We start from the raw sequence: 26,302 nt of genomic DNA, 5'->3' as shown, positions 1-26,302 counted from the left end.
AGAGCGAACATGACCTTGCGTGAAACCGGGCCGATTGCGGCGACTGTCTATCGCGGCGAAGCAATCGAGAACACACATGTTGCTCATGTCGCGGTGGTTCAGGCCGATGGCCGCCTGCTGTATTCATTCGGCGATCCTTCGCGTATCACGCTGGCACGTTCCGCGGCAAAGCCCGCACAGGCCTTGGCGGTAGTCGAGACCGGCGCACTCGAGCGTTTCGGTTTCGACGAAATTGATCTCGCACTCATGTGCGCCTCGCACAGCAGCGAGACGCGCCACATCGAACGCGCGCGGCAGATGCTGGCCAAGGCTGAGGTTAGCGAGGCCGATCTGCGTTGCGGCGGCCATCCACCGCTGTCCGATGCCGTGCATGTCGACTGGCTGAAGCGCGATTTCAAGCCAGACGCGGTATGCAGCAATTGCTCGGGCAAGCACGCCGGCATGCTGGCCGGGGCACGCTCGATCGGCGCAGCGATTAAGGGTTATGAACTGCCGGGGCATCCACTGCAGGTACGCGTGAAACATACCGTCGCCGACGTATGCGACTTGCCGGACGATGCGGTGCAATGGTCGATTGACGGCTGCAATCTGCCCACGCCAGCGTTCGCCCTTGACCGGCTTGCACGCCTGTTCGCGAAGCTCGCTGCGGCAGAGGATGAGATTTCGGCTTCCTCCGCCGCTTCTTCTTCCATTGCACCACGAACCATTGCGCTCGCACGCATCTATCGTGCGATGGCGGCGCATCCGGAATGGGTGGCAGGCGAGGGGCGTTTCTGCACCGCGTTAATGCGGGCGTTCGATGGTGCGCTGATCGGCAAGGTAGGGGCCGACGGTAGCTACGCAATCGGCGTGAGGGCTTCGCGGCAGACGGCGCAACTCGGCGCCGACGACGCACTCGGCATTGCGGTGAAGGTCGAGGACGGCAACATCGGCGTGCTCTACGCCGTCGTTGCTGAACTGCTCGCGCGGCTCGATATCGGCAGCCCTGAGCAACGTGCGCAACTGGGCGCGTTCCGTGCGTCGCCGATGTTCAACACCATGGGCATCGAAATCGGCCATCTGGCATTTTCGCTTGCGCTCGAAGCGCATCCACACTGCGAGGCGTGAAGGTACGCAGCGCGGTGCCTGTTATGCGTCGTCTTTCTTGAAGCGATCCTGTATGGCTACCAGTTGATCGTCGCTGGTGGCCACGATCCACAGACGGGCGCGTTCGACCATCAGGCGATTGTGATCCTTTAGCGCGCCCATCGACACGGCGGTTTTCCACGCGACGGGTGCGGCGCGGCTGGTTCTTCCTGACGGTGTGCCGACCAGCAGTGCGTAGGGTCCGAGGGGCAACGAGACGAACGGCATGGCCGGCTTGATGCGCACGCGCCAGTCGATGAATGGCGAATCGCTGAAGAGAAGCGGCGTGGGCAGACCGTGCAGCACGGTGAAGTCATAGAGCGCGAGTTGTTCGCGCATTGGCCCGTAGACCTGGCGAATATCGTTGACGAGCGCGGCGCGGATTTCGTCGTCGAACATGGCTTCCTGCGTGTAGTGGTCGACAGCTTGCAGCGCGTCGTGCTGATAGGCGCTGAAGATCGCCAGATCGAGGCAATCATGAACGGCGCGTTGGACTTCTGCGGCGGAGCCGGCTTCTTCGGGTTTGCCGAGTTGCGCGGCGCGGAGGAAGCGCGCGAGGGCGGCATCCTGGGTTGAAGGGCCGATGGCTAGCGGGTCGTCGGCGGCGTCTTTGTCGAGTGGGACGTAGAGGTATTTTTCTGCCGCGAAGCGGGATTTTTTGCCGTCATCAAAGCTGATTTCACCGGTGGTGCAGTTGAGGTAGCGAGTGCCGACGTGGCCGTGTTCCCACACGTAGTTTTTCAGGACGGGACGCAGAGGGTGGAGTGGGTCTGGTTGTTGCATTTCTTTGTTGCACTCCGTGCGGGTTGGGTTGGTTTGGGTATGGTCACATAGAATTGAGGTTTTATTGGGGTTTTTTGCCTGCGGCGCTTTTGTTTTGTCTGTTTGTCTGCGGGGGTGGATTTTCTTGATTTGGTTGCCTGCGCGGCGCTTTCTTGTCTGCCTGTGGCGTTGGCCTGTCCTTGAATTGTTATTGGATTATTAGCGTTGCCCCTGTGCGGGGCGGCACCTACTTCTCTTTGCCGGCTGCAAAGAGAAGTAGGCAAGAGAAAGCAGCTCACACCGCTAATTCTTAAGCGGGTCCCCCGCGCAGTTGCGGTAGTGGTGCATCTGGAATCCGTGCCCTCGCACATTCAGCGTGAGTGACAAGGCACTCATCAGCTCCCACTCCGCACTGCGTGCATCGCGGACGGGTATGCATGGGAAACCAGAGGCTCCGTTTGCGCGTGGTGGGGGCCGTTGGCTTCGCCTCGGCGAGACGCCTCTACATTTATGCGCGAACTTCCACCGAGAATGAAATGTCAGTGTGTGGCAGCCGCAGCCGCAGCCGCAGCCGCAGCCGCAGCCGCAGCCGCAGCCGCAGCCGCAGTAGCAGTAGCAGGAATGGTCACAGTGGCGATACAACGGTGAGCCGCGACGTTGAGCGAAACTCGAACGCCAACCATAACCGGACGGTTTTATGAAGTACGCGTCGGCGCGCGCAGCGCCGCCGGAAATATGACGCCCTTGTCACTGACGCTGAATGTGCGAGAGCACAGATTCCAGATGCACCACTACCGTGGCTGCGCGGGGGACCCGCTTAAGAATTAGCGGTTTGAGCCGCTTTCTCTTGCTTACTTCTCTTTGCGGCGGCAAAGAGAAGTAAGTGCCCGCCCCGCACAGGGGCAACGCTAATAAACCAATAACAATTCAAGGAAAGGCCAACACCGTAGGCATACAACCAAAAAGCGCCGCGCAGGCAAACAAAACATGAAAAGACCAACGCCGTAGGCAATCAGACATAAAACCCTGCGCAGGCAAAACCCCCAAGCAAAATCCTCACCATAGGCCAACAGACAAAACAAAGCGCCGCAGGCAAAAAAACCTAACCTCAAACACCCCCCTCTACTACAGACCCCTCCGCCAAAACATTCCGAATAGCATCAGCCAGCTCCGCGGCTGCAAACTTCGCCACATACCCATTCGCCCCAGCATTCTTCACATGCGCCTCATTCGCAGCGCCAGTCAAAGAAGAATGAATAATCACCGGAATATCCCGGGTCCGTTCGTCAGCCTTGATCTGCCGGGTCAACATGAACCCATCCATCTCGGGCATCTCGAGATCGGTCAATACCAGTGCAATACTGTCCTTCACCCGCGTGCCGGTAGCCTGCGCTTCACGCGCGGCCTGCTGCAACGTATTCCACGCCTCCTCGCCAGTCTTGGTCATCACGTATTCCGCACCGATCGCGCTCAACGCCTGTTCGATCAGCTTGCGTGCAAAACCGGAATCGTCAGCGGCAAGAATTTTCGCGCCGCGGCGAATGCCAAGCGCTTCGCCGACAGACGTCGGGTCGACGCTCGGATGCTGCGACGGAAACACGTCGCGCAACACCTGCTCCACGTCGATCACCTGGGCGAGCCGCGAGTCACCCGTGTTGCCGTCGATACGCGCAATGCTCGTCACCAGATTGCCTCCGGCCGCACCCTCGGCGGATAGCACCTGGTTCCATTCGAGCCGAACGATGTCGTCCACTTCTTCGACCGCAAAAGCCTGCGTCGAACGCGCGAATTCCGTCACCAGCAATATGTTCAGGCCGCGCGTGGGCTCGCAGCCCATCAGGCGCGGCAAATCGATCACGGGAATGATCTGCCCGCGAATGTCCACAGCACCCATTACGTATGGCGAAGAACCCGCAATCGGTGTCACCGGCGGCATCGTCGAGATCTCACGCACTTTGAATACGTTGATGCCGTAAAGCTCATGCGCGTCGCTGCCGGGAACGGAACCCAGCCGATACAGCAACAACTCGAATTTGTTGGAACTCGTCAGGTTGCTGCGTTCGTTGTTCGCGCGGCGATCTACTGCCATCGACATTCTCCAGGGATTGCGGCGCGGTAGTGCACCATGCATACCTTTCACTCGGCCCTGGCGCGCGCCCTACTTTTTGTTATCGGCGCAACAACAGAAAAGTTCAGTGAATTCAGGGGTTTTACTGATGCTTTGTGGTGAGCACCCAGCCGCTATTCGGGGCAGGAAGAGAGAAGTGGGCTTACAGCAAAACGAGGTAATTCGTATGAAGGTTACCTAACGTTACAGAAGCGACAGCATGGTTTCACATGCTGGGTAATGCGCCTCCTAGAATGCACAGCGATAAGAGCGCGGCGCCGTTAGCCAGTCGCAAGCGACTTGCAAGGTATCAATGCAATCGCACGCAGTGGCCACGGCGCACACGCTTCGCTGTCGTTTCGCTTCCACCTCAAGGAGAACATATGATCCGCTTGCCTCTCGCCGCCATCACCAGTGCCTGCATGGCCAGCCTTATGGTTGTCGCTACCGCAGCCAGCGCTCAGACCGCACCGGCCGCGCCGGATGCCGCTCGTATTCATGCCGCCGACCAGGCTTTCATCTCCGACGCCACCAAGGACGTCGCCACGCAACGCGATGCAGCACGCATTGCCACCTCGCGCTCCACCGACCGGGACGTGAAGGCCTTCGCAGAACGCGTGTCGAACGACAACGCAAAAATCTCGGACGCACTGCGCGCCGCGAGCCCGCGCGGCGTCGACGTGCCGAAGAACGATCCGGACCCAGCGGTGCTCGCGAGCATCAATAACCTGCGTGGTGTCGACTTCGACAAGACCTATATCGAGCAGGTCGCGCTCGCCGGCGAGCAGAGAACGCTGTCGGCATTCCAGGCGGAAATCGCCTCGGGTCGTGACGAACAATTGAAGGACGTCGCGAAGAAGTCACTGCCGACCATCCAGGAGCACTACGCGATGGCTCAGGATCTCGCCAAGCGTAAGCATCTGACTGCCCAGTAAGCCGACCGGGCACTGTCCGGCACCAGGCGCGCGTCACGTTGCGGCGTGACGCGCAGCCATCAGGCTGCATCAAAGAACGCCTCCAGAACCAGTGGCAACCCTTTCGTCCGCGGACAATCAGGGCAGCCCGCATACAGCAGGTCAAATGCGTTCTTTTCGGCGATAATCGGCTTCGTTCTTCCGGGCCTGGCCTGCGCGGCTTCAACGCGATTCAGGCGGCTCGAAAGTGGTTTTCCGATTCCACGCGCATTCAATCAAAGCTCACCGCATGAGCAAGCCCGCCAATCTTCCGCAACAGTTGGACCATATGCTTCGGCAAGCCGTCGCGCTTCAGCAGAACGGCGCAGTGACCGAGGCCGAAGAACTCTACCGTGAGATTCTCGAACTCAAGCCGCGCCATTTCGAGGCGCTGCAATTGTTGGGCGCGCTCGCGCTGCAGGCGGGTCGTGTGCAGGAGGGCATTGAGTTCCTCAGAAAGGCGCTCGCCATCAATGCGAAGCAGGCGCCGCTTCATTCGAATCTCGCCTATGCGCTCAATGCCTTGCAACATTTCGACGAAGCACTCGGGAGCGCCAATCGGGCGCTCGCCTTGCAATCCAGATTCCCGGATGCACTCAACAATCGCGGCAATGCGCAAGCCGGTCTGAATTTGCCACACGAAGCGCTCGCCAGCTTTGATCGTGCGATCGCATTGATGCCGGATTTCGCACAAGCCTGGAACAATCGCGCTTGCGTGCTGCGCGATCTGGGCCGTTCCGACGATGCTCTCGCAAGCTGCGATCACGCACTCGCATTGCAGCCGAACTATCCCGACGCATGGAGCAATCGCGGCAATGCGCTCAGCGATCTGAACCAGCCGAACGAAGCGCGGCAAAGCTATCAGCGCGCGCTAGAACTCGCGCCCGCGTTTGCCGATGCCTGGAACAATCTTGGCCTGACCCAGATCGATCTCGATGAGCACGCGCAAGCCTTGCAGAGCTATGCGCGCGCGCTGGCCGTGAACCCCACCGCTGCCGAGACGCATTGGAACCAGTCGTTGTGTCTGCTTCAACTGGGGCAGCTCGAAGCAGGGTGGAAGGAATACGAATGGCGCTGGGAACGCAGCCGGATCAAAGCAGGCAGGCGCATCTTTGCGCAACCGCTTTGGCTGGGCGATTTTTCAATCGACGGTAAAACGATTTTGCTGCACGCAGAGCAAGGCCTCGGCGACACGCTGCAGTTTTGCCGCTATGCGGCCATGGTCTCGGCGCTCGGCGCAAAAGTGGTGCTTGAAGTACCGCGCGAGTTGATGCGGCTCATGTCCACGCTCGACGGTGTGGATCAATTGATCGAAGCGGGGCAGGCCCTGCCGCCGTTCGATTGTCACTGCCCGTTGCTGAGTCTGCCGCTCGCGTTCAACACCGATCTCGCGAATATTCCCTCAAAGACGCCTTATCTGTTCGCGGACCCGCAAGCCACGCATGAGTGGCACGAGCGCATCGCTGCAAAAGCGGAAGGGGGGCTGAAAGTCGGACTCGTCTGGGCGGGTGGAAGTCGGCCGCATGTCGCCGAGCTCCGCAAGAACGACGCGCGCCGTTCGATTACATTCGAGCGGCTCGCACCGATTCTCGATGTGCCGAACGTGCAGTTCTTCAGTCTGCAGAAGGGACCGGCTGCGCTTCAGTCACCGCGCAACGATTCACATCCCAACGTCATTGACTACACGGAAGAACTCGACGACTTCGCCGATACGGCCGCACTGGTAGCCAATCTCGACCTGATGATATCGGTGGATACGTCCACCGCGCATCTGGCCGGCGCGCTGAACAAGCCGGTATGGATTCTGAACCGCTTCGACACGTGCTGGCGCTGGATGCTCGAACGTACCGATACGCCCTGGTATGCACAAGCGAGGTTGTTCCGGCAGCCGGCACTGGGCGATTGGGACAGCGTGATTCGAAGTGCGCATGACGCGCTGGCCGCCTTGAGCGCCGAGGGAAAATCGGCGGTGCGCTGAAGATAAAGCCTTGACTGTGCATTAGCCGGATAGCGCTGGACTGCATGCTTCACTTCGTTGCCATGGGGGCGTGCTTTGATCAGCGCGACAATCGTCACCACAATGCGCGCCCGCCGGCACGTTTGCCCGGACGCGCGTAGACTGAATGTCCGTTTATCGACGGCTAGGCCATGGAGAATTATCAATGGAATACAGACATCTGGGTGCATCTGGTTTCAAGGTGCCGGTACTGAGTTTCGGCACGGGCACATTCGGCGGCAAGGGCGAATTTTTTCAGGCGTGGGGCGCTACCGACGTGGCCGAAGCGCGTCGCCTGATCGACATCTGCTTCGATGCGGGCGTCACGATGTTCGACAGCGCGGACATCTATTCGAGCGGCGCTTCCGAGTCGGTGCTCGGTGAAGCGCTCAAGGGCAAGCGCGACAAAGCGATCATCTCGACCAAGGCGACTTTCCGTTTCGACGACGGTCCGAACAATGTCGGCTCGTCGCGCTTTCATCTGATTCAGGCGGTGGACGCGGCGCTCAAACGTCTGCAAACAGATTACATTGACCTGTTCCAGTTGCACGGTTTCGACGCGAAGACGCCGGTCGCCGAAGTCATGTCGACGCTCGACGATCTCGTGCGCGCGGGCAAGATCCGCTACACGGGCGTGTCGAATTTCTCCGGCTGGCATTTGATGAAATCTCAGGACACCGCTGACCGTTACGGCTATCCGCGCTATGTCGCGAATCAGACTTACTATTCGCTGATCGGCCGCGATTACGAGTGGGAGTTGATGCCGCTCGGCGTCGATCAAGGCGTGGGCGCGGTGGTGTGGAGTCCGCTCGGCTGGGGGCGTCTCACCGGCAAGATCAAGCGCGGTCAGCCGTTGCCGGAAACGAGCCGTCTGCATAAAACCTCCGACATGGGGCCGCCGGTGCCGGACGAATATCTGTTCCGCGTGCTCGACGCAATCGACGAGGTGGCTGCCGAAACCGGCAAGACCGTGCCGCAAATCGCACTGAACTGGCTGCTACAGCGGCCTACGGTGTCGACCGTGTTGATCGGCGCGCGCAACGAGGAGCAACTGCGGCAGAACCTTGGCGCGGTAGGTTGGAATCTGACGCCCGAACAGGTAGCGAAACTCGACGCTGCCAGCGCCGTACGTCCCGCGTATCCGTACTGGCATCAGGAAGGATTTGCGGAGCGTAATCCGAAGGCGGTTTAAGCGCGCTTCCTGGGTGTTTGCACAGAGTAACAACCCGCTCCGGCTCCACTGCTATTTGACGAGTTCGACCGGAGCGGCGAACAGTTCGCTGTAATAGCGGCGTCCCGCATCAAGATGGGAGTCGAATGCGAAACCGTGTTCGAGCATCGCGTCAAAGTCGGCGCGTTCGATCTTCATCACATAGCTGTGTTCGGTCGTGACAAGGCTGCATGGCCGATCGGTCACAGCCGCGCTAAACCATTTCCCCGCACTCGCATGGCTCGCCGGGTACGACTGTTGGCCGTATTCGATTTGCCAGCCTCCGTCCAGAAGAATCCACATGCCTCGATCGCTCGCGGCGGCGCGAGCACTGCCGTCGCATTGCGCGATGACGGTGCCGGGTTGCGCTTCCCACTCATGCGAATGGCCGATCACCCAACGCAATTGTTCGGTTGTCAGGCTCGTGAAGAACGGCGTGTGTTTCAACAAATGAAGGTAAGTCACTGAGGGTTTCATGGCTGTACTCCACGCGGCGACGGATGCGTCCGGCGACCGCGCTTGTTGTCGTCCATCGCACGAAGTGATCAGAAAGGACAGCAGCAACGCGCAGGCGATCAGGATGGAGAATTTCATCAACGTGTGTGTTCAAAGCGATAAAGAAACTGCGGGACGCCAAGGTTCATCAGTCACACCTGACGTCCCTCACTGTCATGCCTGATTAACGCTTGATTTTTGCCTCGAGTAGATCGCCCATGCCGATCCGCCTGGCGAACTCGATGCGCACGCGTTCCGAGACTTCGAGCACTTCACGCGCGCCGTCACCGACGAAATCGATCACCGAGCGCATCGGCCGCTCGCCCGAAGGCAGCGCGACGAGCCGCACGATTTCATCGGCCACGGCTTGCGGATCGGCGTCGTCCGGTGTGAGTTCGGACAGGCGCTCGCCGATCTGATTCATCAGGCCGTCATAGCGTGCATACGCAGCGGCACGTTCGGCATCGGTTGGTTTGCCGGCGCTCGGAAAGTGTGCGGTGCCGCGAGTGAACGCGCCCGGCACCACGATCGAAGTTTCGATACCGAAGCGCGCGATTTCGTAGGCGAGGGTGACGGCCAGGGAATCCATCGCGGCCTTTGCAGCACCATACGGACCGAGGAAGGGAGGAAAGCCGCCCTTGGTCGTCGTGCTGCTGATCCACAGCATCAAGCCCGCTTCCTGCTGGCGCAGATACGGCAGCACCGCGCGGTTCACACGCTGCGCGCCGAACAGGTTGGTGTCGAACACTTTCACCATTTCTTCGGGCGTGAATGCTTCGCTCGGGCCGACTACCAGATGTCCCGCGTTCTGCATCACCACGTCGAGCCGTCCTTGCTCGCGGATGATCGTCGCGGCAGCGGCATCGGCGGATTCCTGAGATAACACGTCGAGTTCGAGTGGGTGCAACTGGATGTCCTTCGCCTTGGCGAACGCTCGCATTTCGTCGGCGCGCGGCTTGTTGCGTCCTTCGACATCGCGCATCGTCGCGTAGACGATATGGCCGGCTTCGGCCAGCGATTGCGCGGTGAGCTTGCCGATGCCTGTACCCGCGCCCGTCACCAAAATGACGTTCTTCTGCATTTTTCTTCTCCGATTCGATGAAAGTGATACGACGTTTGAAGTGCTATGAAAAAGACGCTTTAAGCGTTTTCAAGCGGGGTTAAGCCACACCGCCGTTGGCGCGCAGGATCTGGCCATTGACCCAGCCTGCATCCGGGCCGGCGAGGAAGGACACCACCGAGGCGATATCGTCCGGCTGGCCGAGGCGTTGCAGCGGCGGCATCTTCGCGAAGGTCTGGATCTGTTCTTCGGTCTTGCCGTCGAGGAACAGCGACGTCGCAATCGGACCCGGCGCCACCGCGTTGACGGTGATGTTGCGGCCGCGCAATTCCTTGGCGAACACATGCGTGAAGGCTTCAACGGCGGCCTTGGTGCCGTTGTAGATTGCGTAGCCCGGCATGTTCAGCGCGAGCGTGGTGCTCGAGAAGTTGACGATGCGCCCGCCGTCGTTCATCCGTGTGGCCGCTTCGCGCAGGGTGTTGAAGGTGCCGCGCACGTTGATATCGAAGGTCTGGTCGTACAGCGCGTCGCTGGTGTCGGCGAGCGGCACGGTCTTGAGCACGCCGGCGTTGTTGATCAGTACGTCCACTTTGCCGAGTTGCTGTTCGGTGGTCTCGAACATGCGACGTACGTCGCCGGCCTTCGACACGTCGGCCTTCACGGCGATGGCCCTGGCGCCCGCCGCCGTGAGGTCCGCAACGAGCGCATCGGCCTCCGTCGAGCTCGACGCGTAGTTGACGGCGACCGCGAAGCCGTCCTTGGCGAGGCGTTGCGCAACCGCCGCGCCGATGCCGCGGGATGCGCCGGTGACGATGGCGACTTGGGCGTTTTTGATTGTGTTCATGATTCGTTTCCTTCTGTGTGGTGGGTTGGTGAGATGAATCTTGGCCGCTTTCGCCTCTGAGATAATCAGGTTAAACTTGCCATCATAATTTCATTTTCTTTAACAATTGACTGGCAGGCCGCCGGCTCGCCGGCCCGGCACACAGGCATCAACCATGGATCGTTTCGAGGAAATGCGGGTGTTTGTGCGGATCGCCGAGCGGCAAAGCTTCACGCGCGCTTCGGACGACCTGCAGATTCCACGCGCCACCGTCACCAACCTGATGAAGCGTATGGAGCAGCGGCTCGGCGCGCGGCTTCTCGAGCGCACCACGCGCTCGGTACGCCTCACGCACGACGGCGAGGCGTATTACCGCCGCTGCGTGCGGCTGATCGCCGATATGGAGGAGGCGGAGGGTTCGTTTTCCAATATCGCGCCAAAGGGCCTGTTGCGTGTGAATCTGCAGGGCACCCTGGCCCGGCACTTCGTCGTGCCGGCGCTACCCGCTTTTCTCGCGCGGTTTCCCGACATCGAACTGACGATCGGCGAGGACGACCGGCTGGTCGATCTGGTGCGGGAGGGGATCGATTGTGTGTTGCGGGCGGGCAATCTGCAGGATTCGTCGATGGTGGGGCGGCGTGTTGCGCAGTTGCCGCAAGTGACGGTGGCGAGTCCGGCCTATCTGGAGACCTATGGCGAGCCGGCCGATCCGACGGCTTTGTCCACGCATCGGGCGGTGAATTATCTGTCCAGCGCGACCGGCAAGGCGGTGCCGCTCGAGTTCAGAGTCGACGGCCGCGATACGGCCACGTACCTGCCGTCGGCGGTATCGGTGACCGGTGCCGATCTCTACACGGGCTCAGCGGTGGCCGGGCTCGGCATCGTGCAGGTGCCGCAATACCGCGTGGCGGCAGAACTGACGTCGGGGCGGCTGAAGATCATCCTCGCGGATTTTCCGCCGCCACCCATGCCGGTTTCGGTGCTCTATCCGCAGAGTCGGCAGTTGTCCTCGCGTGTGCGAGTGTTTGCGCAATGGCTGCGCGATATTTTCGAGGCGGCTGGGGCTCAGACCGGTTCGCGATGAACGTGAGAGTTCAGCGCAGGCATGTGACGTGTGTTGCAAGGGTGGCTGAACCAGTGCGGCAACTGCGGTTAACGAAGCGTCCGGTGTGCGGTAGGGATAGGGCGATTGACACATAGCACGCGAGCGGTTCGTGCTTTCGTGCAAGCCGCGCTGCGTATCGTGGGATCATATGTGCCGTGCTGAGCGATATTGCCTTTTGCACGGTACGGAATAACAGGAGCAGGACGATGATCGATGGACTGGTGGGCGGGCGCTTGTACGGCGAGGCGCAGATCCGCACGGGGCAGAATGGTAAGCGCTTTGTGACCTGCAAGGTCCGGGCGGCCACCAATGATGGCGATACGATTTTCGTCAACGTAATTGCATTTGATGATGACGTGCAGACTGCGTTGCTTGCGCTGAGTGATGCGGATAGCGTTGCGCTTAGTGGGGCGTTGACGCCCAAGGTTTGGACTGACAAGAATGGGTTGATTAAGCCTGCTGTGGATATGGTTGCGCATAAGGTGCTGGTGGGGTATCGGGGGGAAGGGTAAGCGGTTTTGTTTTGCCTGTGCGGCGCTTTTTGGTTGTGTGCCTGCGGGGTTGGCCTTTCCTTGAACTGGCTTTTTGGCCTTTCCTTGAATTGTTATTGGTTTATTAGCGTTGCCCCTGTGCGGGGCGGGCACTTACTTCTCTTTGCCGCCGCAAAGAGAAGTAAGCAAGAGAAAGCGGCTCAAACCGCTAATTCTTAAGCGGGTCCCCCGCGCAGCCACGGTAGTGGTGCATCTGGAATCTGTGCCCTCGCACATTCGACGCCAGTGACAAGGGCGTCATACTTCCGGCGGCGCTGCGCGCGCCGAAGGGCGCTTCACTAAACCGACCACTACGTTTTCGTGCGTGCGTACCGCCGAGGCGGAATCGGTGGCTCCCGCCCCGCAAACGAACACCCTTGGTTTCTTATGCAACTCCGTCGTCGCCGAGGCAAAGCCAATGGCCTCCACCGCGTCCAAACGAAGCCTCAGGTTTCTGATGGCCCCCTCCGGCGAGCACGAAGTGCGAGGCGGGAAGCATGACTGCCTTGTCACTGACGCCGAGTGTGCGGAAACACAGATTCCAGATGCACCACTACCGTGGCTGCGTGGGGGACCCGCTTAAGAATTAGCGGTTTGAGCCGCTTTCTCTTGCTTACTTCTCTTTGCGGCGGCAAAGAGAAGTAAGTGCCTGCCCCGCACAGGGGCGACGCTAATAAACCAATAACAATTCAAGGAAAGGCCAAAAGCCAAAAACCCAGATCAAGAAAAGCCCAACGCCATAGGCAAACCAACAAACAAAGCGCCACGCAGGCAAAAAACCCTCACTTCCCACGCTCAAGATATTCAACAAACCGATCCGCGACAGGCTCCGCATCGCCAGCCCGCCGCAGAAGCAGAACCTGCGATAAAAGCGTCTCGCCCTGCAAGGGCAAAAAGCAAACCCGTGGATCCTGCACCTGCCGCAAGGTAAACGGCACCAACGCAACCCCCATCCCAAATCCGACCATCGTGACGACGGTCTGCCACAACCGCGCCTCATGCCGGATCAAAGGACTAAAACCGGCCCCCACACACTGCGCAATGATCAGATCGTGGTAATGCGGCGACACCGTGCGCGGAAACAGAATGAACGGTTCCTGCGCTAACGCGCGCAAATCGACGCGACGCTTTTTCGCCAGCGGGTGATCGAGAGGCAGACAACACAAAAACGGCTCCGAAAAAATCGGCGTAGAAATCACATCCGACGGAAAATTGCCCCAATGCGCGCAGCCCATGTCAATCTGCATCCGCTGGATCGCATGTACCTGCTCGCTGGTGTTCATTTCCTTCAAGACGATTTCCACCCCCGGATAGTCGGCCTCAAAACGGTTCACCGCCTGCGGCATGCCGCGATACAACATCGAATTCACGAAGCCAATCCGCAAGCGGCCAGCCAGCCCGTGCGCCGATCGAACCGTGATGCGTTCGGCCTCGCCGGCCTGCAGCAGCAAGCGGCGCGCTTCGCCAAGCAGCACCTGCCCCGCGTTCGTCAGTGCGACTGTCTTATTGGTGCGCGCGAGCAGTTGCACCCCCAACTGGTCCTCGAACTTGCGGATGTCGAAACTGAGCGCCGGCTGCGAAATGAACAGCCGCTTGGCCGCGCGGCCGAAATGCAATTCCTCGGCGACCGCCACGAAATAGCGTAATTGCTTCAGGTCCACGGCAGTCTCCGGTTCTTTTATCGATAAGCTACATCTATCGTACCGGATATAAGTTGTATTAGACGATTATCGAAGTCGCTTCTATGCTCCTTCCACAAAGGAGACACGCATGAGCGAAATCACCGCGCAGCCGGCACACGGCTCGTCCAATATTCCCGATAGCCGGGGCATCAACTTCTTCAACAGCGACCCCGATTTCGCCGGTTTGCTCAAACTGCATCTCGGCGACGCGCTGTATCGGGAACTTGAAAGCCAACTCGTTTCGCTAGGCCAGCGGGCATCCGACGAACTCGACGTCTGGGCGCTGTCCGCCGACAAAAATCCGCCGCAATTGCGCCATCGCACGCGGCGTGGCGAAGCGCTGCAAAGCATCGACAAGCATCCCGATTACGTCGCCCTCGAGCGCGTGGCCTACGCGGAATTTGGTTTGGCGTCGATGAGTCATGACACCCGTGAAGGCAAAAAAGCGCCGCCGCCGCTGGTCAAATACGCGTTGACGTTCCTGTTCGTGCAGGCGGAGTTCGGTCTGTGCTGCCCCGTCAGCATGACCGACTCGCTCACGCGCACGCTGCGCAAATTCGGTGCGCCCGAACTGGTCGCGCGATTTCTGCCAATGCTGGCGTCGCGCGATTTCGACACGCTTTTTCAAGGCGCGATGTTCATGACCGAGCAGGCGGCGGGTTCGGATGTTGCCCGTATCGCGACGCGTGCAGCGCTCGAAACCGGCGTGAACGGTGAAGAAGCGTGGCGTCTGTACGGCGACAAATGGTTCTGCTCGAACGCCGACGCCGATCTCGCGATGGTGCTCGCGCGCGTGGACAATGCGCCCTCCGGCATTAACGGCCTAGGGCTGTTCCTGTTGCCGAAGACCCTGCCGGACGGCTCGCGCAACAGCTATCGGATCGTGCGCCTGAAGGACAAACTTGGCAGCCGTTCAATGGCGAGCGGCGAGATCGTGCTGGAAGGCGCCGTGGCGTATCTGATCGGCGAAGTGGGACGCGGCTTCCACCAGATGGCTGACATGATCAACATGTCGCGTCTGTCGAACGGCGTGCGTGCGGCCGGCTTGATGCGCCGCGCGCTGACCGAGGCGCTGCACATCGCGCGTAATCGTGAAGCGTTCGGTCGCAAGCTGATCGATATGCCGCTGATGCAGCGGCAATTGCTCAAGATGATGCTGCCCGCGGAGCAGGCCCGCTCGATGTTCATGCAGATCGCGTTGCTGCTCGAAAAGGCCGACGCCGGTGATCGGCAGGCGGCGAAATGCGTGCGCATCCTCACGCCGCTGATCAAATTCCGTGCTTGCCGCGATGCCCGCCGCGTGACCGGCGACGCGATGGAAGTGCGCGGCGGCACCGGTTACATCGAAGAGTGGAGCGATGCGCGTCTCGTGCGCGACGCGCATCTCGGGTCGATCTGGGAAGGCACCAGCAACATCGTCGCGCTCGACATCGCGCGCGCGGCGAAACGGGACGGCGCACTTGAACCGCTGCGCACGTATCTGCAGGATCTGCTCGGCGCCGCAGGATTGCCGGCTGAGAGTCTCAAGGTGCTGCGTTCCACCTTGAATCGTGCTTGCGATGCCCTTGCGAGCGTCGCCGAGTGCGGCCGGGATGAATCGGTCCGGCAGGCGGGCACGGCCCTGTTTCACGCGAGCACGGCGGTACTTATGGCGTGTGAAGGTGTGCGTCTCGCGCCGGATTTCCGGCGTCTCGCGCTGAGTCATCTGGTATTGCGGCACAAGTTGTTGCCGTTCGATCCGCTCGACATGCAGACGTCTTCGAATGACAGCGACGTTGTCGATGCCCTGGTCAACGCCCGCAGCGTGACGCTCGATCAGGCGCTGCAACTGCTGCCGTCAGGGAGCAAGCAATGACCGGACACGCAAACACCGGCACGCAGGGCACGCAAAACACGCAAGGTGCGTTGCAAGGCATCAAGGTCATCGACCTCAGCCGCGTGCTCGGCGGCCCTTACTGTACTCAGGCGCTGGCTGACCACGGCGCCCAGGTTATCAAGCTGGAGCCTCCCGGCGGGGACGAAACGCGTGGCTGGGGGCCGCCGTTTTACGGTGACACTGCGTGGTACTTCGCCGGCGTGAACCGCAACAAGCAGGGTATCGCCGTGGATTTGTCGTGCGACGAAGGCCGCGACATTCTGTGGAAGCTGCTCGAAGACGCCGACGTGCTGGTCGAAAACTTCAAGCCCGGCACGCTCGCGCGCTGGGGCATGGATTACGAGCGCGATTTGCGCGAGCGTTTTCCGAAGCTGATTCATTGCGCGGTATCGGGCTTCGGTCCGGATGGCCCACTCGGAGGCTTGCCCGGTTACGACGCCGCGATTCAGGCGATGACAGGCTTGATGAGTGTGAACGGCGAACGCGACGGGCCGGCGACGCGCGTCGGCTTGCCAGTCGTCGATATGGTGACCGGTTTGAATGCACTGGCCGGCATTCTGCTGGCGCTCGCCGAGCGCACGAAAAGCGGGCGCGGCCAATCGATCGATATCGCGCTGTACGACTGCGGTGTGTCGCTTCTGCATCCGCATCTGCCGAATTATTTCGGCTCGGGACGCACACCGCAGCGCAGCGGTAATGCGCATCCGAACATCACGCCTTACGACAGCTACCGCACTGCGACCGCACCGATCTTTCTCGCTGTCGGCAATGACCGGCAGTTCGCGCGACTGTGCGCGCATCTCGGCGCGCCGGAACTGGCCGACGATCCGCGCTACGTGGATAACCGCAGCCGCTGCGCGCATCGCGAGCCGCTGAAGGCCGCGCTCGAGAGCCTGCTCGCGTCACACGATTGCGAACCGCTTGCGCACGCCTTGATCAATGCAGGCGTTCCGTGCGGGCCGGTGCAAACTGTCGACGTCGTCGCGCGCCATCCGCACACGCTACATCGCGGCATGGTGATCGAGATGGGTGAGTATCGCGGCACCGCTTCACCGATCAAATTGTCGCGCACGCCGGCCACGTATCGCAGCGCGCCGCCGACGCTTGGCGGCGACACGCGTGAGGTACTCGACGCACTGGGCATCGACGCTGCAACCCAGCAACGTTTGCTCGAAGCGGGCGTACTCAAAGCCTAACCCTAAGCAAGCAGTTTTCCGGCGACGGCACGAAGAAGCCGCGCCATCCAGAAGAACAACCTTGGAGACGAAACACATGAATCGCGAGCCAGACGACCTCGCCGCAGGCCGGCAACCCACCCGCGCCGCAGCAGCGGCTTTTGTCGGTACTACGATTGAGTGGTACGACTTTTACATCTACGCTACTGCATCCGCGCTGATTTTCGGCAAGCTGTTCTTTCCCGGTAGCGACCCGTTCTTCGCGACGCTGGCTTCGTTCGGCACCTTCGCCGTGGGCTTTTTTGCACGGCCGTTCGGTGGCCTGGTGTTCGGCCACCTCGGCGATCGCATCGGCCGCAAGAAGGCGCTCGTGGCGACGCTGGCGATCATGGGCGTGGGCACGGTCGGCATCGGTTTCCTGCCGACGTATGCGAACGCCGGCGTATGGGCGCCTGTGTTGCTGGTGCTGCTGCGCGTCGCACAGGGCATAGCGATCGGTGGCGAGTGGGGCGGCGCGGTGCTGATGGCAAGCGAACATGCCCCGCAGGGACGGCGTACTTTCTTCGCATCGTTTGCGCAACTCGGCAGTCCGGCGGGCTTGATCCTGTCGCTGCTCGCGTTTCGCGCGGTGGCATCGATGGATAAGGTGGCGTTTTTTAGCTGGGGCTGGCGCTTGCCGTTTCTCGCAAGCGCGGTCTTGCTGGTGGTTGGTTTGCTGATCCGCGCGGGGGTCGACGAATCGCCTGAATTCAAGGCGCTCAAAGCGCAACGGCGAGTCGCGGCGCTGCCGGTCGCCGAGGTTGTGCGCGACGCGTGGCGCACGGTGTTGCTGTGTCTGGGTGCGAACGTAATCGGCGTGGCCGGTGCATGGTTCGTCAATACGTTCATGCTCAATTACACGACGCAGACGCTTGGGCTCGATCGTTCGCTGATTCTCGATTGTCTGTTCGTAGTGGCGTTCATTCAGCTATTCACGCAACTGGGTTCCGGGTGGTTTGCGCAGCGAATCGGTACTGGAAGGTTTTTGAAGGGCGCGGCGGCGTTGGCGATGCTTTCGCCTTATCCGATGTTCGCGCTGGTATCGACCGGGCGGCCGGTAGCCATTGTGATCGGCATCGCGCTGGCGGTGATGTGCATGTCGAGCTCCTATGCTGTGATGGCCGGGTTTATGTCGACTGCATTCCCGGTGCGCGTCCGATATTCGGCGATCTCTTTGTCTTATCAGGTGTGTGCCGCACTGGCTGGCGGGCTGACGCCTTTGATCGGGACGGTGCTCGCGCATCGGTATCCGGGCGCATGGTGGCCGTTGGCGGTGTTTTATAGTTTCCTGGCCGGGGTCTCACTGGTTTGTATCGGCACGTTGGAGCGACGCAAGCACGGCGCTGCGCGAGGTATTGTCGAAGTGGCCTAGGTTCGGGTATTTTGCCGCACGGCGATTGCTTGTCTCCATGTCCCGAAGAAGGCCAACGCCACTCAACCTATTGCAAAACGGGGATAGGCATCCCCGTAAGCAAACATTTAGTAAGGGCCCAGCCAGGCATAAACCCGCTATTTCGTGATTAACGACATCCAGAAGCCCCAAAAGCGTCCTAATATCAAGGCGAAATAAAAACGACAGGGGAAACCATCATGTATCGTCATCGTTCGCTGGGTGTAGTGACAGGCGCGTCGCCACTCGCCAGCGTCGACGTGTTGAGCCGGATGACCGCGGCCTGGCGCCGGCCCGGCGCGGCCAAGCCATTCGATTTCGTCCTCGAGCAGCAATCGTGGCCGGGACCGGCTTCGCTAAGCGTAGCGAGCGCGCCATTCAAGATCCACGTGTTCGACACGATTCGCGCCTTCGAGAAACGCGGTGTCGACGCGATCGTCTTGCCGTGCTTTCTCAGTCACACCTTCATCGACGAACTCTCGGCGAACGTGGCTCTGCCGATCGCCAACGTCATGACCGCACTTTCGGCGCACGTGCGGCAGGCTTTCCCGTCGGTCCGCCGCATCGGCGTGCTGACTTCCGACACGATCCGCGACAACGGTCTCTTCGAACGCTATTTCGACAGCGCGCAATTCGACGTGCTGCATCCGCGTAACGAACAGGGCATCGATTGCGTCACGAGCGCCGTGTATGGCAACGAAGGCATCAAAAGCGGCCATCTGTACGGCCGGCCAGTCGAGTTGCTGCGTGCGGCTTGCGCGGATCTCATTGCACAAGGCGCGGAGATTATCCTGCCCGGGCTTGCCGAAATCGCCATGGTGTCGCGCGCGCTCGGCACCATGGCGGTGCCGTTCGTCGATGCCAATCTGGTCTATGCGCGCTACGTAGCGGCAGCGCAATATTCGCAGCCGGAGCGGCGTTTCAAGGTAGGCGTGCTGGGTGGTATCGGCCCGGCAGCGACGGTCGATTTCATGGCGAAACTGGTGCGCAATACACCGGCCGCGCGCGATCAGGACCACATCAAGGTGATGGTCGAGCAGAATCCGCAGATTCCGGATCGCACTGAAGCGCTGCTCGGCAACGGCGACGATCCGACGCTCGCGCTCTATGCGGGCTGTAAGGCGCTCGAAGAAGGCGGCGCCGATCTCATTGCGATTCCGTGCAATACGGCGCATGCCTTCGTCGGACGGATTCAGCCTTCGTTGACGATTCCGATCGTCAATATGCTGACCTGTACCGCCGACTATCTTCGCGAGGCCTTTCCGAGCCTGCGTGAAGTCGGCGTGCTGGCCACTTCGGGCACGCTTGCGAGCCGGGTCTACGAGAAAGCGCTCGAAGCATGCGGCTTCGTCCAGGTCGCACCGGCCGCGGCCGCCCAGGTCCGGCTCATGAACGCGATTTACGGACCGGGCGGCGCCAAGGCGGGCTACAGGTCAGGCGAGTGCTGCGACGACGCTGCCGCCGCGGTGGATGACCTGGTCGCGCAAGGTGTGCAGGTCATCGTGCTGGGCTGCACCGAGTTGCCGCTGCTGCTGCACGGTTCGACGCTGGTGCGGCCAGGCGAGCGGGTGGTGTGGTTTGTCGACCCGGCCGAGGTGTTGGCAAAACGCTGCGTGGCTTATGCGCTGGGCGAGAGCGGAGCGACGCAGGCCGCTTCGGAATCGGTGCCGAGGGCGGGCCGGCTTAGCGTGGAAAGCGTCTACGGCTAGACCCGGCTGGATCCAGCTTGCGCGCGGCGCCGCGCTGGAAAGCCTTGCAATTCCCGCCCTGCGCCGCCACTTTCTGAACGCTGCACGGTCCCTCCTGAAACGACACAACGCTTGCTGATCGGCCGATCGGGCGCACTCAGCGCCGCCATTCACGGCCCAAAGCACGGCGAAAGCGCAACCGTGTCGTGTCATGGAAAACTGTATAAATATACAGTATAGTATCCCCTTACAACCCGGCCTTTGGCGTGTCATTCCGCTAGCCGGGTGTCCCGAACTTGCGCGGTCGCGAGGCGTCCGTGAGAGGTGCTCCACTCATTCAGACGGTCGGAAAAATTGGCATCTAACGGAATTATCCGCATTCGCGGCGCGCGCCAGCACAACCTGAAGAACATCGATCTCGACGTACGAACCGGCGAAATGACGGTCGTTACGGGCCCATCCGGTTCTGGCAAGTCGAGCCTCGTGTTCGACACGTTGTACGCGGAAGGGCAGCGGCGCTACGTCGAAACCTTCAGCGCCTACGCCCGGCAGTTTCTCGACCGCATGGACCGGCCGCAAGTCGACCGGGTCGACGGCGTGCCGCCTGCCATCGCGATCGACCAGACCAACCCGGTGCGTAGTTCGCGCTCCACCGTCGGCACGATGACGGAACTCAACGATCACCTGAAGCTGCTCTACGCGCGTGCGGCCGAACTGTTCGATCGCAAGACCGCGCAGCAGGTGCGCCACGACACGCCTGAAACGATCTACGCCGAGCTGCTCCAGCGTACTGCCGAACATGACTCGCGGCTTGTCGTTACGTTTCCGGTCGAGTTGCCGGAGACGGCGTCGGAGCAGGAAGTCGAGCAATGGCTCTCCGCGAGCGGCTACACGCGTGTGCAGGCGCAGCGCGAAGTGGATTCGCCCACCGGCAAGCGCAAGCTGCTCGACGTGGTGGCCGACCGTTTCCGCCTGACCTCGGTCGACAAGCAACGCGTGGTCGAAGCCATCGAGGCATCGCTCAAGCGCGGCGGTGGCCGGGTCAACATCTACGTGCTGCCTGCCGCGCCGGAGGCACCGGAGGCCAAAGAAGCCGAGCCGCAAATCTGGCGCTTTTCCACTGGTCTGCACAGCCCCGAGAGCGACTTGCGTTACGCCGACCCGCAGCCGGCGCTGTTCTCGTTCAATTCGGCTTACGGCGCATGCGAAGTCTGCCGCGGGTTCGGCCGCGTGATCGGCGTCGACCTCGGCCTGGTCATTCCCGACGCGCGCAAGACGCTGCGCGACGGCGCGATCAAGCCGATGCAAACACCGGCCTGGAAAGAGTGCCAGGACGATCTGATGCGCTATGCGGCGAAAGCCGATATCCGCCGCGGCACGCCTTGGGGCGAGTTGACGGACGCTGAGCGCGACTGGGTTATCAACGGTTCGCCGGATTGGAACGGCAAGTGGCAAAGTCATTGGTACGGCGTCAAACGCTTCTTCGAATATCTCGAATCGAAAGCGTACAAGATGCACATCCGCGTGCTGCTGTCGAAGTACCGCAGCTATACACCGTGCGAGACCTGCGGTGGCGCGCGTCTGAAAACGGAATCGCTGTTATGGCGCCTCGGCAGTAAAGCGAATGCGGACGAGGGGCTGGTGCCCGAAAAGCGCTTCATGCCGCGTGGCGTCGATTGGACACGTGCGCAACTGGAGTCTTTGCCGGGTCTGACCGTGCACGATCTGATGTTGATGCCGATCGAGCGCATCCGGCGGTTCTTCGACGAGATCAGCCTGCCGAGCGCATTGCTGGACGACGCGCTCAAGCTGTTGCTTGCCGAAGTGCGTACGCGTCTCAAATATCTTTGCGACGTCGGCCTTGGGTATCTGACGCTCGACCGGCAAAGCCGCACGCTGTCGGGCGGCGAGGTGCAGCGGATCAACCTGACCACGGCGCTCGGCACGTCGCTAACCAAAACGCTGTTCGTGCTCGACGAGCCCAGCATCGGTCTGCATCCGCGCGATCTGAACCGGATCGTCGAGGCGATGCATCGGCTGCGCGACGCGGGTAATACGCTGGTGGTGGTCGAACACGATCCCTCAGTGATGCTCGCGGCGGATCGTCTGATCGATATGGGCCCAGGGCCTGGCGAGCGCGGCGGCTCGATCATTTACGACGGCGTGCCGGAGGCGATCCGCTCGTCCGGCACGCTGACCGGCGAGTACCTGGGTGGTCGCCGGCATGTGGCGGACGCGGCGCACTGGTCACAACGTCCGGTGAATGACAGCACGCCGCGCATCGTGCTCGAGGGCGCAACCGAACATAATCTGCGCGACGTCACTGTCGAGATTCCGTTGCAGCGGCTCGTCTGCGTGACAGGCGTATCGGGCTCGGGCAAGTCCACCTTGTTGCAGGACGTTTTGCATCCGGCCATGGCACGGCACTTCGGTCTAGCCACCGAGTCGCCCGGCGCATTCAGGAGCCTGATGGGCGCCGATCAGGTCACGGATGTCGTATTCGTCGACCAATCGCCGATCGGCAAGACCGCGCGCTCGAATCCGGCCAGCTATGTCGGCGCATTCGACGAAATCCGCAAGCTCTTCGCCAAGGCGCCGCTTGCGCAGCAACGCGGCTACGGACCCGGCATGTTCAGCTTCAATTCCGGCGACGGGCGCTGCCCGACCTGCGGCGGTTCGGGATTCGAGCACATCGAAATGCAGTTCCTGAGCGACGTCTACCTGCGCTGCCCGGATTGCGATGGGCGCCGCTATCGCGCAGAACTGCTCGAGGTGAAAATCGAGCGCGGCGAACCCGCGCGTGCTTTGAGCATTGCCGACGTGCTGGAACTGACGGTGAGCGAAGCCATTGCCTACTTCTCGAAGGATGCCGAAGTATTACGTGTGCTGCAGCCGATCGTCGACGTGGGCCTCGAATACGTGAAGCTCGGCCAGCCGGTGCCCACGTTATCCGGCGGCGAAGCGCAGCGGCTCAAGCTTGCCGGCTTCCTCGCGGAATCGGCGCAGGCGCGCACCGCGCGCAGCGCGAAGCAGGCGGTCGCCAAACGTCTGTTCATGTTCGACGAACCGACCACCGGCCTGCATTTCGACGATATCGCCAAGCTGATGCAAGCGTTCGGCAAGCTGCTGGCGGGCGGACATTCGTTGATCGTGATCGAACACAATCTCGACGTGATCCGTGCGGCCGACTGGCTGATCGACCTCGGTCCCGAAGGTGGCGATGGCGGCGGCAGGGTGCTGTGCGCGGGTACGCCGGAAGACGTCAAGCTTTGTCCGGAATCGCATACCGGCGAGGCGCTGCTGCAGTACGACCGTGCAATGAACGCCAAAGCCGAACCGGCGTCGCAGGGTATTCCGCTGCAAAAGGCGCTGAGTGCGGCGCGTGCGCGGCGGGCAATCGAAGGCGAGGACGTGGTGCGCATCGTCAATGCGCGCGAGCACAATCTGAAAGCGCTGGATGTGGATATCCCGCACGGCAAGTTCAACGTGATTACCGGCGTATCCGGTTCGGGCAAGTCCACGCTGGCCTTCGACATTCTGTTCCACGAAGGGCAGCGCCGTTACCTCGAATCGCTCAACGCGTACGCGCGCTCCATTGTGCAGCCGGCAGGGCGGCCTGAGGTCGACGCGGTATATGGCATTCCGCCCACCGTCGCGATCGAGCAGCGTTTGTCGCGCGGCGGCCGCAAGAGTACCGTGGCAACCACGTCCGAAGTGTGGCACTTCCTGCGTCTGCTGTACGTGAAGCTTGGTCTGCAACATTGCATCCACGACGGCACGCCGGTCACGTCGCAAAGTATCGAATCGATTGCAGCGCAGTTGCTGCGCGATCATAAAGGGCAGCACGTTGGCTTCCTTGCGCCGCTGGTCGTGAATCGCAAGGGCGTCTATACCGATCTCGCGAAGTGGGCGAAGGCGCGCGGTAATACACATCTGCGTGTGGACGGCGAGTTCGTGCCAGTGAACCCGTGGCCGAAGCTCGATCGTTTCCGCGAGCACACCATCGAGTTGCCGGTGACCGACCTCGTCGTGTCGCCGGATAATGAAGCGGCACTGCGACAGGCGCTCGACCAGACACTGGAAATCGGCAAGGGCGTCATGCATCTGCTGGCACCGCTTGACGGATTGCACGACGCGATCAGCAGCGGCCGCCCCACGGCAAAACTCGGCACGGTGAAAGTACTGTCCACCAAGCGCGCCTGTCCGGTGTGCGGCACGAGCTATCCCGAACTCGATCCGCGCATGTTCTCGTACAACAGCAAGCATGGCTGGTGTACCACGTGCGTCGGCACGGGTCTAGCGTTGACGCGCGAACAACGCGCGGCATACGACGACACCGTGATTGTCGACGACAACCGTGGTCGTGAGCAAAGCTTGCCTTCCGAGGAGCAGGAACCGGAAGGTCTCGTCGACGAACCGTGCGCGGATTGTGCCGGTACGCGTCTGAACCCAACCGCACGCGCGGTCACGTTTGGCGAGCAGGCCATTGTCGACGTCGCGCAATGGACAGTGTCCGACACGCGCGCGTGGATTGACACATTGGAAATGACTGGCCGGGACGCGGAAATCGCACGCGACGTGGTCAGCGAAATCGGCAGCCGCCTGCAATTTCTGGAAGAAGTCGGGCTCGGCTATCTGAGTCTCGACCGTGCGGCGCCGAGCCTCTCGGGCGGCGAAGCGCAGCGCATCCGGCTCGCCGCGCAACTGGGCAGCAACCTGCAGGGCGTGTGCTACGTGCTCGACGAGCCGACCATCGGCCTGCATCCGCGCGACAACCAGATTCTGCTCAATGCCTTGCGCAAGCTGGGCGAGAAAGGCAATACGCTGGTCGTCGTCGAGCACGACGAGGACACGATTCGGCGTGCCGATCACATCATCGATATTGGGCCGGGCGCGGGCAAGCGTGGTGGCACGCTTGTCGCGCAGGGCAGCGTGGCCGATCTGTCGGCGCAGCCCGATTCGCTGACCGGGCAGTTTCTCGCCAATCCGATCGTGCATCCGCTGCAGCCGCGCCGTGAAGTCGTTGCGCCGACCAAACGTGCCGCTGCGGTGCCGGAGAACTGGTTGACGGTGCATGGCGGTAAGCTCCACAACCTGCAGAACGTCACCGTCGGCATTCCGCTTTCCCGGCTGGTGGCGGTGACGGGCGTGAGCGGGTCGGGCAAATCGACGCTCGCCCGCGACGTGCTGATGGCCAATTTGCTGGATGCGGTGGGGCGCTCGGTGCTGTCGTCGCCAGCCACGCGGCGTGCGCGTGCAGCGGCTGAGACCCAGCCGGCGGCGAACCGGCGTTCGAGCGTATTGGCGCGTACGGCGCCGCGCGCGCCGCTGAACGTTACGCATGCATGGCAAGGGTGCAGTGCGATCACAGGCTGGGAAACCATCGACCGTGTGCTCGAAGTCGATCAGACACCGATCGGCAAAACACCGCGTTCCTGTCCAGCGACTTACATCGGCGTGTGGGACGCGATCCGCAAGCTGTTCGCTGGCACGCTCGAAGCGCGTGCGCGTGGATACACGGCGTCGCGTTTCTCGTTCAACACCGGCGAGGGCCGTTGCCCGGCTTGTGAAGGGCAGGGTGTGCGGACCATCGGCATGAGCTTCCTGCCCGACGTGAAGGTGCCGTGCGACGTTTGCCACGGGCAACGCTTCAACCCCGAGACGCTGGCAGTCACGTGGCGCGGCAAGAATATCGGCGATGTACTGACCATGGAAATCGACGAAGCCGTTGAGTTCTTCGCACCGATCTCGAACATCGCGCATCCATTGCAATTGATGAAAGATGTCGGGCTCGGTTATCTGACGCTTGGGCAACCGTCGCCTACGTTGTCGGGCGGGGAAGCGCAGCGTATCAAGCTTGTCACCGAACTGAGCAAGGTGCGTGACGACATCACACGGCGTGGTCAGAAGCCCCCTCACACCTTGTATGTGCTGGACGAACCGACTGTCGGCTTGCATATGGCAGACGTCGCGAAGCTGATTCGCGTGCTGCACCGTCTCGCGGACGGTGGTCATAGCGTGGTCGTCATCGAGCACGACCTCGACGTAATTGCCGAGGCGGACTGGATCATCGATCTCGGTCCGGAAGGCGGTGTGGGTGGCGGCACAATCGTCGCTGCTACGGATCCCGAAGGGCTATCTCGGGTCGCTGCCAGCCATACAGGCGCGGCGTTGCGCTCCGTGCTCGCGCGAACACAGAACGACACGGCCGTGGTCGCGGGCGAAGGAACCAACGGTTGAGGCAGTGGAGCGGCGCAATGAACTTTGCGCTGCTCCACGCTGCTCG

The 26,302-nt window shown here is 61.4% G+C and carries 17 protein-coding genes; 11 read left to right on the top strand and 6 right to left on the bottom strand.

The annotated features are described in order from the left end of the window. The first annotated feature begins 9 nt into the window (after positions 1-9). The gene (locus ACUN0E_RS34965; RefSeq protein WP_445569476.1) at positions 10-1,107 is read left to right on the top strand and encodes an asparaginase; all 1,098 of its coding nucleotides are present in this window, start codon (positions 10-12) and stop codon (positions 1,105-1,107) included. A 21-nt stretch (positions 1,108-1,128) separates the two neighbouring features. Here ACUN0E_RS34965 and ACUN0E_RS34960 read toward each other — a convergent pair whose 3' ends face one another. Continuing rightward, positions 1,129-1,908 (bottom strand): hypothetical protein, encoded by a 780-nt coding sequence (locus ACUN0E_RS34960; RefSeq protein WP_445569475.1) that lies wholly within the window; start codon positions 1,906-1,908, stop codon positions 1,129-1,131. Positions 1,909-2,995: 1,087 nt separating this feature from the next. Continuing rightward, the gene (locus ACUN0E_RS34955) at positions 2,996-3,976 is read right to left on the bottom strand and encodes a chemotaxis protein (protein ID WP_445569474.1); all 981 of its coding nucleotides are present in this window, start codon (positions 3,974-3,976) and stop codon (positions 2,996-2,998) included. Between the two features lie 401 nt (positions 3,977-4,377). Here ACUN0E_RS34955 and ACUN0E_RS34950 point away from each other — a divergent pair, with 401 nt between their 5' ends. From ACUN0E_RS34950 to ACUN0E_RS34940, 3 genes are all read left to right on the top strand, one after another. Then, the gene (locus tag ACUN0E_RS34950) at positions 4,378-4,929 is read left to right on the top strand and encodes a DUF4142 domain-containing protein (RefSeq protein WP_445569473.1); all 552 of its coding nucleotides are present in this window, start codon (positions 4,378-4,380) and stop codon (positions 4,927-4,929) included. Positions 4,930-5,197: 268 nt separating this feature from the next. Then, the gene (locus tag ACUN0E_RS34945) at positions 5,198-6,925 is read left to right on the top strand and encodes a tetratricopeptide repeat protein (RefSeq protein ID WP_445569472.1); all 1,728 of its coding nucleotides are present in this window, start codon (positions 5,198-5,200) and stop codon (positions 6,923-6,925) included. Positions 6,926-7,109: 184 nt separating this feature from the next. Beyond that, complete coding sequence (locus ACUN0E_RS34940; RefSeq protein ID WP_408234162.1) at positions 7,110-8,135, top strand: aldo/keto reductase; 1,026 nt, start codon at positions 7,110-7,112, stop codon at positions 8,133-8,135. Positions 8,136-8,186: 51 nt separating this feature from the next. Here the strand turns inward: ACUN0E_RS34940 and ACUN0E_RS34935 are convergent, their stop codons facing one another. From ACUN0E_RS34935 to ACUN0E_RS34925, 3 genes are all read right to left on the bottom strand, one after another. Further along, positions 8,187-8,630, bottom strand: a complete 444-nt coding sequence (locus tag ACUN0E_RS34935; RefSeq protein WP_445569471.1) for a hypothetical protein — start codon at positions 8,628-8,630, stop codon at positions 8,187-8,189. A gap of 202 nt (positions 8,631-8,832) precedes the next feature. Further along, positions 8,833-9,729, bottom strand: a complete 897-nt coding sequence (locus ACUN0E_RS34930) for an SDR family oxidoreductase (RefSeq protein WP_445569470.1) — start codon at positions 9,727-9,729, stop codon at positions 8,833-8,835. A 79-nt stretch (positions 9,730-9,808) separates the two neighbouring features. Beyond that, positions 9,809-10,552 (bottom strand): SDR family oxidoreductase, encoded by a 744-nt coding sequence (locus ACUN0E_RS34925; RefSeq protein WP_445569469.1) that lies wholly within the window; start codon positions 10,550-10,552, stop codon positions 9,809-9,811. 154 nt (positions 10,553-10,706) lie between these two features. Between ACUN0E_RS34925 and ACUN0E_RS34920 the strand changes: the two genes are divergently transcribed. Together ACUN0E_RS34920 and ACUN0E_RS34915 are read left to right on the top strand one after the other, a co-directional pair. Continuing rightward, a complete protein-coding gene (locus ACUN0E_RS34920; protein WP_445569468.1) occupies positions 10,707-11,615 on the top strand; it encodes a LysR family transcriptional regulator in 909 nt (302 codons plus the stop codon). A gap of 227 nt (positions 11,616-11,842) precedes the next feature. Then, a complete protein-coding gene (locus ACUN0E_RS34915) occupies positions 11,843-12,148 on the top strand; it encodes a single-stranded DNA-binding protein (RefSeq protein WP_408234148.1) in 306 nt (101 codons plus the stop codon). Positions 12,149-12,948: 800 nt separating this feature from the next. Here ACUN0E_RS34915 and ACUN0E_RS34910 read toward each other — a convergent pair. Continuing rightward, a complete protein-coding gene (locus tag ACUN0E_RS34910; RefSeq protein ID WP_408232696.1) occupies positions 12,949-13,827 on the bottom strand; it encodes a LysR family transcriptional regulator in 879 nt (292 codons plus the stop codon). Positions 13,828-13,936: 109 nt separating this feature from the next. Here ACUN0E_RS34910 and ACUN0E_RS34905 point away from each other — a divergent pair, with 109 nt between their 5' ends. The 5 genes from ACUN0E_RS34905 (at position 13,937) to uvrA (ending at position 26,256) form a co-directional block, all read left to right on the top strand. Beyond that, on the top strand, positions 13,937-15,703 hold the full coding sequence (locus ACUN0E_RS34905; RefSeq protein WP_445569467.1) for an acyl-CoA dehydrogenase family protein: 1,767 nt from the start codon (positions 13,937-13,939) through the stop codon (positions 15,701-15,703). Next, positions 15,700-16,920 carry a CaiB/BaiF CoA transferase family protein gene (locus ACUN0E_RS34900; protein WP_445569466.1) on the top strand — a complete coding sequence of 407 codons (1,221 nt, stop codon included), beginning with the start codon at positions 15,700-15,702 and terminating at the stop codon, positions 16,918-16,920. The genes ACUN0E_RS34905 and ACUN0E_RS34900 overlap by 4 nt, the downstream gene beginning before the upstream one ends. Before the next feature lie 76 nt (positions 16,921-16,996). Beyond that, positions 16,997-18,310 carry an MFS transporter gene (locus ACUN0E_RS34895; RefSeq protein WP_445569465.1) on the top strand — a complete coding sequence of 438 codons (1,314 nt, stop codon included), beginning with the start codon at positions 16,997-16,999 and terminating at the stop codon, positions 18,308-18,310. Between the two features lie 218 nt (positions 18,311-18,528). Further along, a complete protein-coding gene (locus ACUN0E_RS34890) occupies positions 18,529-20,037 on the top strand; it encodes an amino acid racemase (RefSeq protein WP_445569464.1) in 1,509 nt (502 codons plus the stop codon). Positions 20,038-20,370: 333 nt separating this feature from the next. Then, positions 20,371-26,256 (top strand): excinuclease ABC subunit UvrA, encoded by a 5,886-nt coding sequence (gene uvrA, locus ACUN0E_RS34885; RefSeq protein ID WP_445569463.1) that lies wholly within the window; start codon positions 20,371-20,373, stop codon positions 26,254-26,256. Positions 26,257-26,302: the final 46 nt, after the last annotated feature.

This window comes from Paraburkholderia sp. D1E (assembly GCF_052682275.1).
The sequence above is the reverse complement of the archived record's forward strand: the minus strand, read 5'-3'. Positions and strand labels throughout refer to the sequence as shown.

Coding starts and splice junctions, on each gene's coding strand:
- ACUN0E_RS34915 (WP_408234148.1), top strand. CDS start 11,843: ATGATCGATGGACTGGTGGGCGGGCGCTTGTACGGCGAGGCGCAGATC.
- ACUN0E_RS34935 (WP_445569471.1), bottom strand. CDS start 8,630: ATGAAACCCTCAGTGACTTACCTTCATTTGTTGAAACACACGCCGTTC.
- ACUN0E_RS34890 (WP_445569464.1), top strand. CDS start 18,529: ATGTATCGTCATCGTTCGCTGGGTGTAGTGACAGGCGCGTCGCCACTC.
- ACUN0E_RS34940 (WP_408234162.1), top strand. CDS start 7,110: ATGGAATACAGACATCTGGGTGCATCTGGTTTCAAGGTGCCGGTACTG.
- ACUN0E_RS34930 (WP_445569470.1), bottom strand. CDS start 9,729: ATGCAGAAGAACGTCATTTTGGTGACGGGCGCGGGTACAGGCATCGGC.
- ACUN0E_RS34950 (WP_445569473.1), top strand. CDS start 4,378: ATGATCCGCTTGCCTCTCGCCGCCATCACCAGTGCCTGCATGGCCAGC.
- ACUN0E_RS34925 (WP_445569469.1), bottom strand. CDS start 10,552: ATGAACACAATCAAAAACGCCCAAGTCGCCATCGTCACCGGCGCATCC.
- ACUN0E_RS34900 (WP_445569466.1), top strand. CDS start 15,700: ATGACCGGACACGCAAACACCGGCACGCAGGGCACGCAAAACACGCAA.
- ACUN0E_RS34945 (WP_445569472.1), top strand. CDS start 5,198: ATGAGCAAGCCCGCCAATCTTCCGCAACAGTTGGACCATATGCTTCGG.
- ACUN0E_RS34895 (WP_445569465.1), top strand. CDS start 16,997: ATGAATCGCGAGCCAGACGACCTCGCCGCAGGCCGGCAACCCACCCGC.
- ACUN0E_RS34905 (WP_445569467.1), top strand. CDS start 13,937: ATGAGCGAAATCACCGCGCAGCCGGCACACGGCTCGTCCAATATTCCC.
- ACUN0E_RS34920 (WP_445569468.1), top strand. CDS start 10,707: ATGGATCGTTTCGAGGAAATGCGGGTGTTTGTGCGGATCGCCGAGCGG.
- ACUN0E_RS34965 (WP_445569476.1), top strand. CDS start 10: ATGACCTTGCGTGAAACCGGGCCGATTGCGGCGACTGTCTATCGCGGC.
- ACUN0E_RS34955 (WP_445569474.1), bottom strand. CDS start 3,976: ATGGCAGTAGATCGCCGCGCGAACAACGAACGCAGCAACCTGACGAGT.
- ACUN0E_RS34960 (WP_445569475.1), bottom strand. CDS start 1,908: ATGCAACAACCAGACCCACTCCACCCTCTGCGTCCCGTCCTGAAAAAC.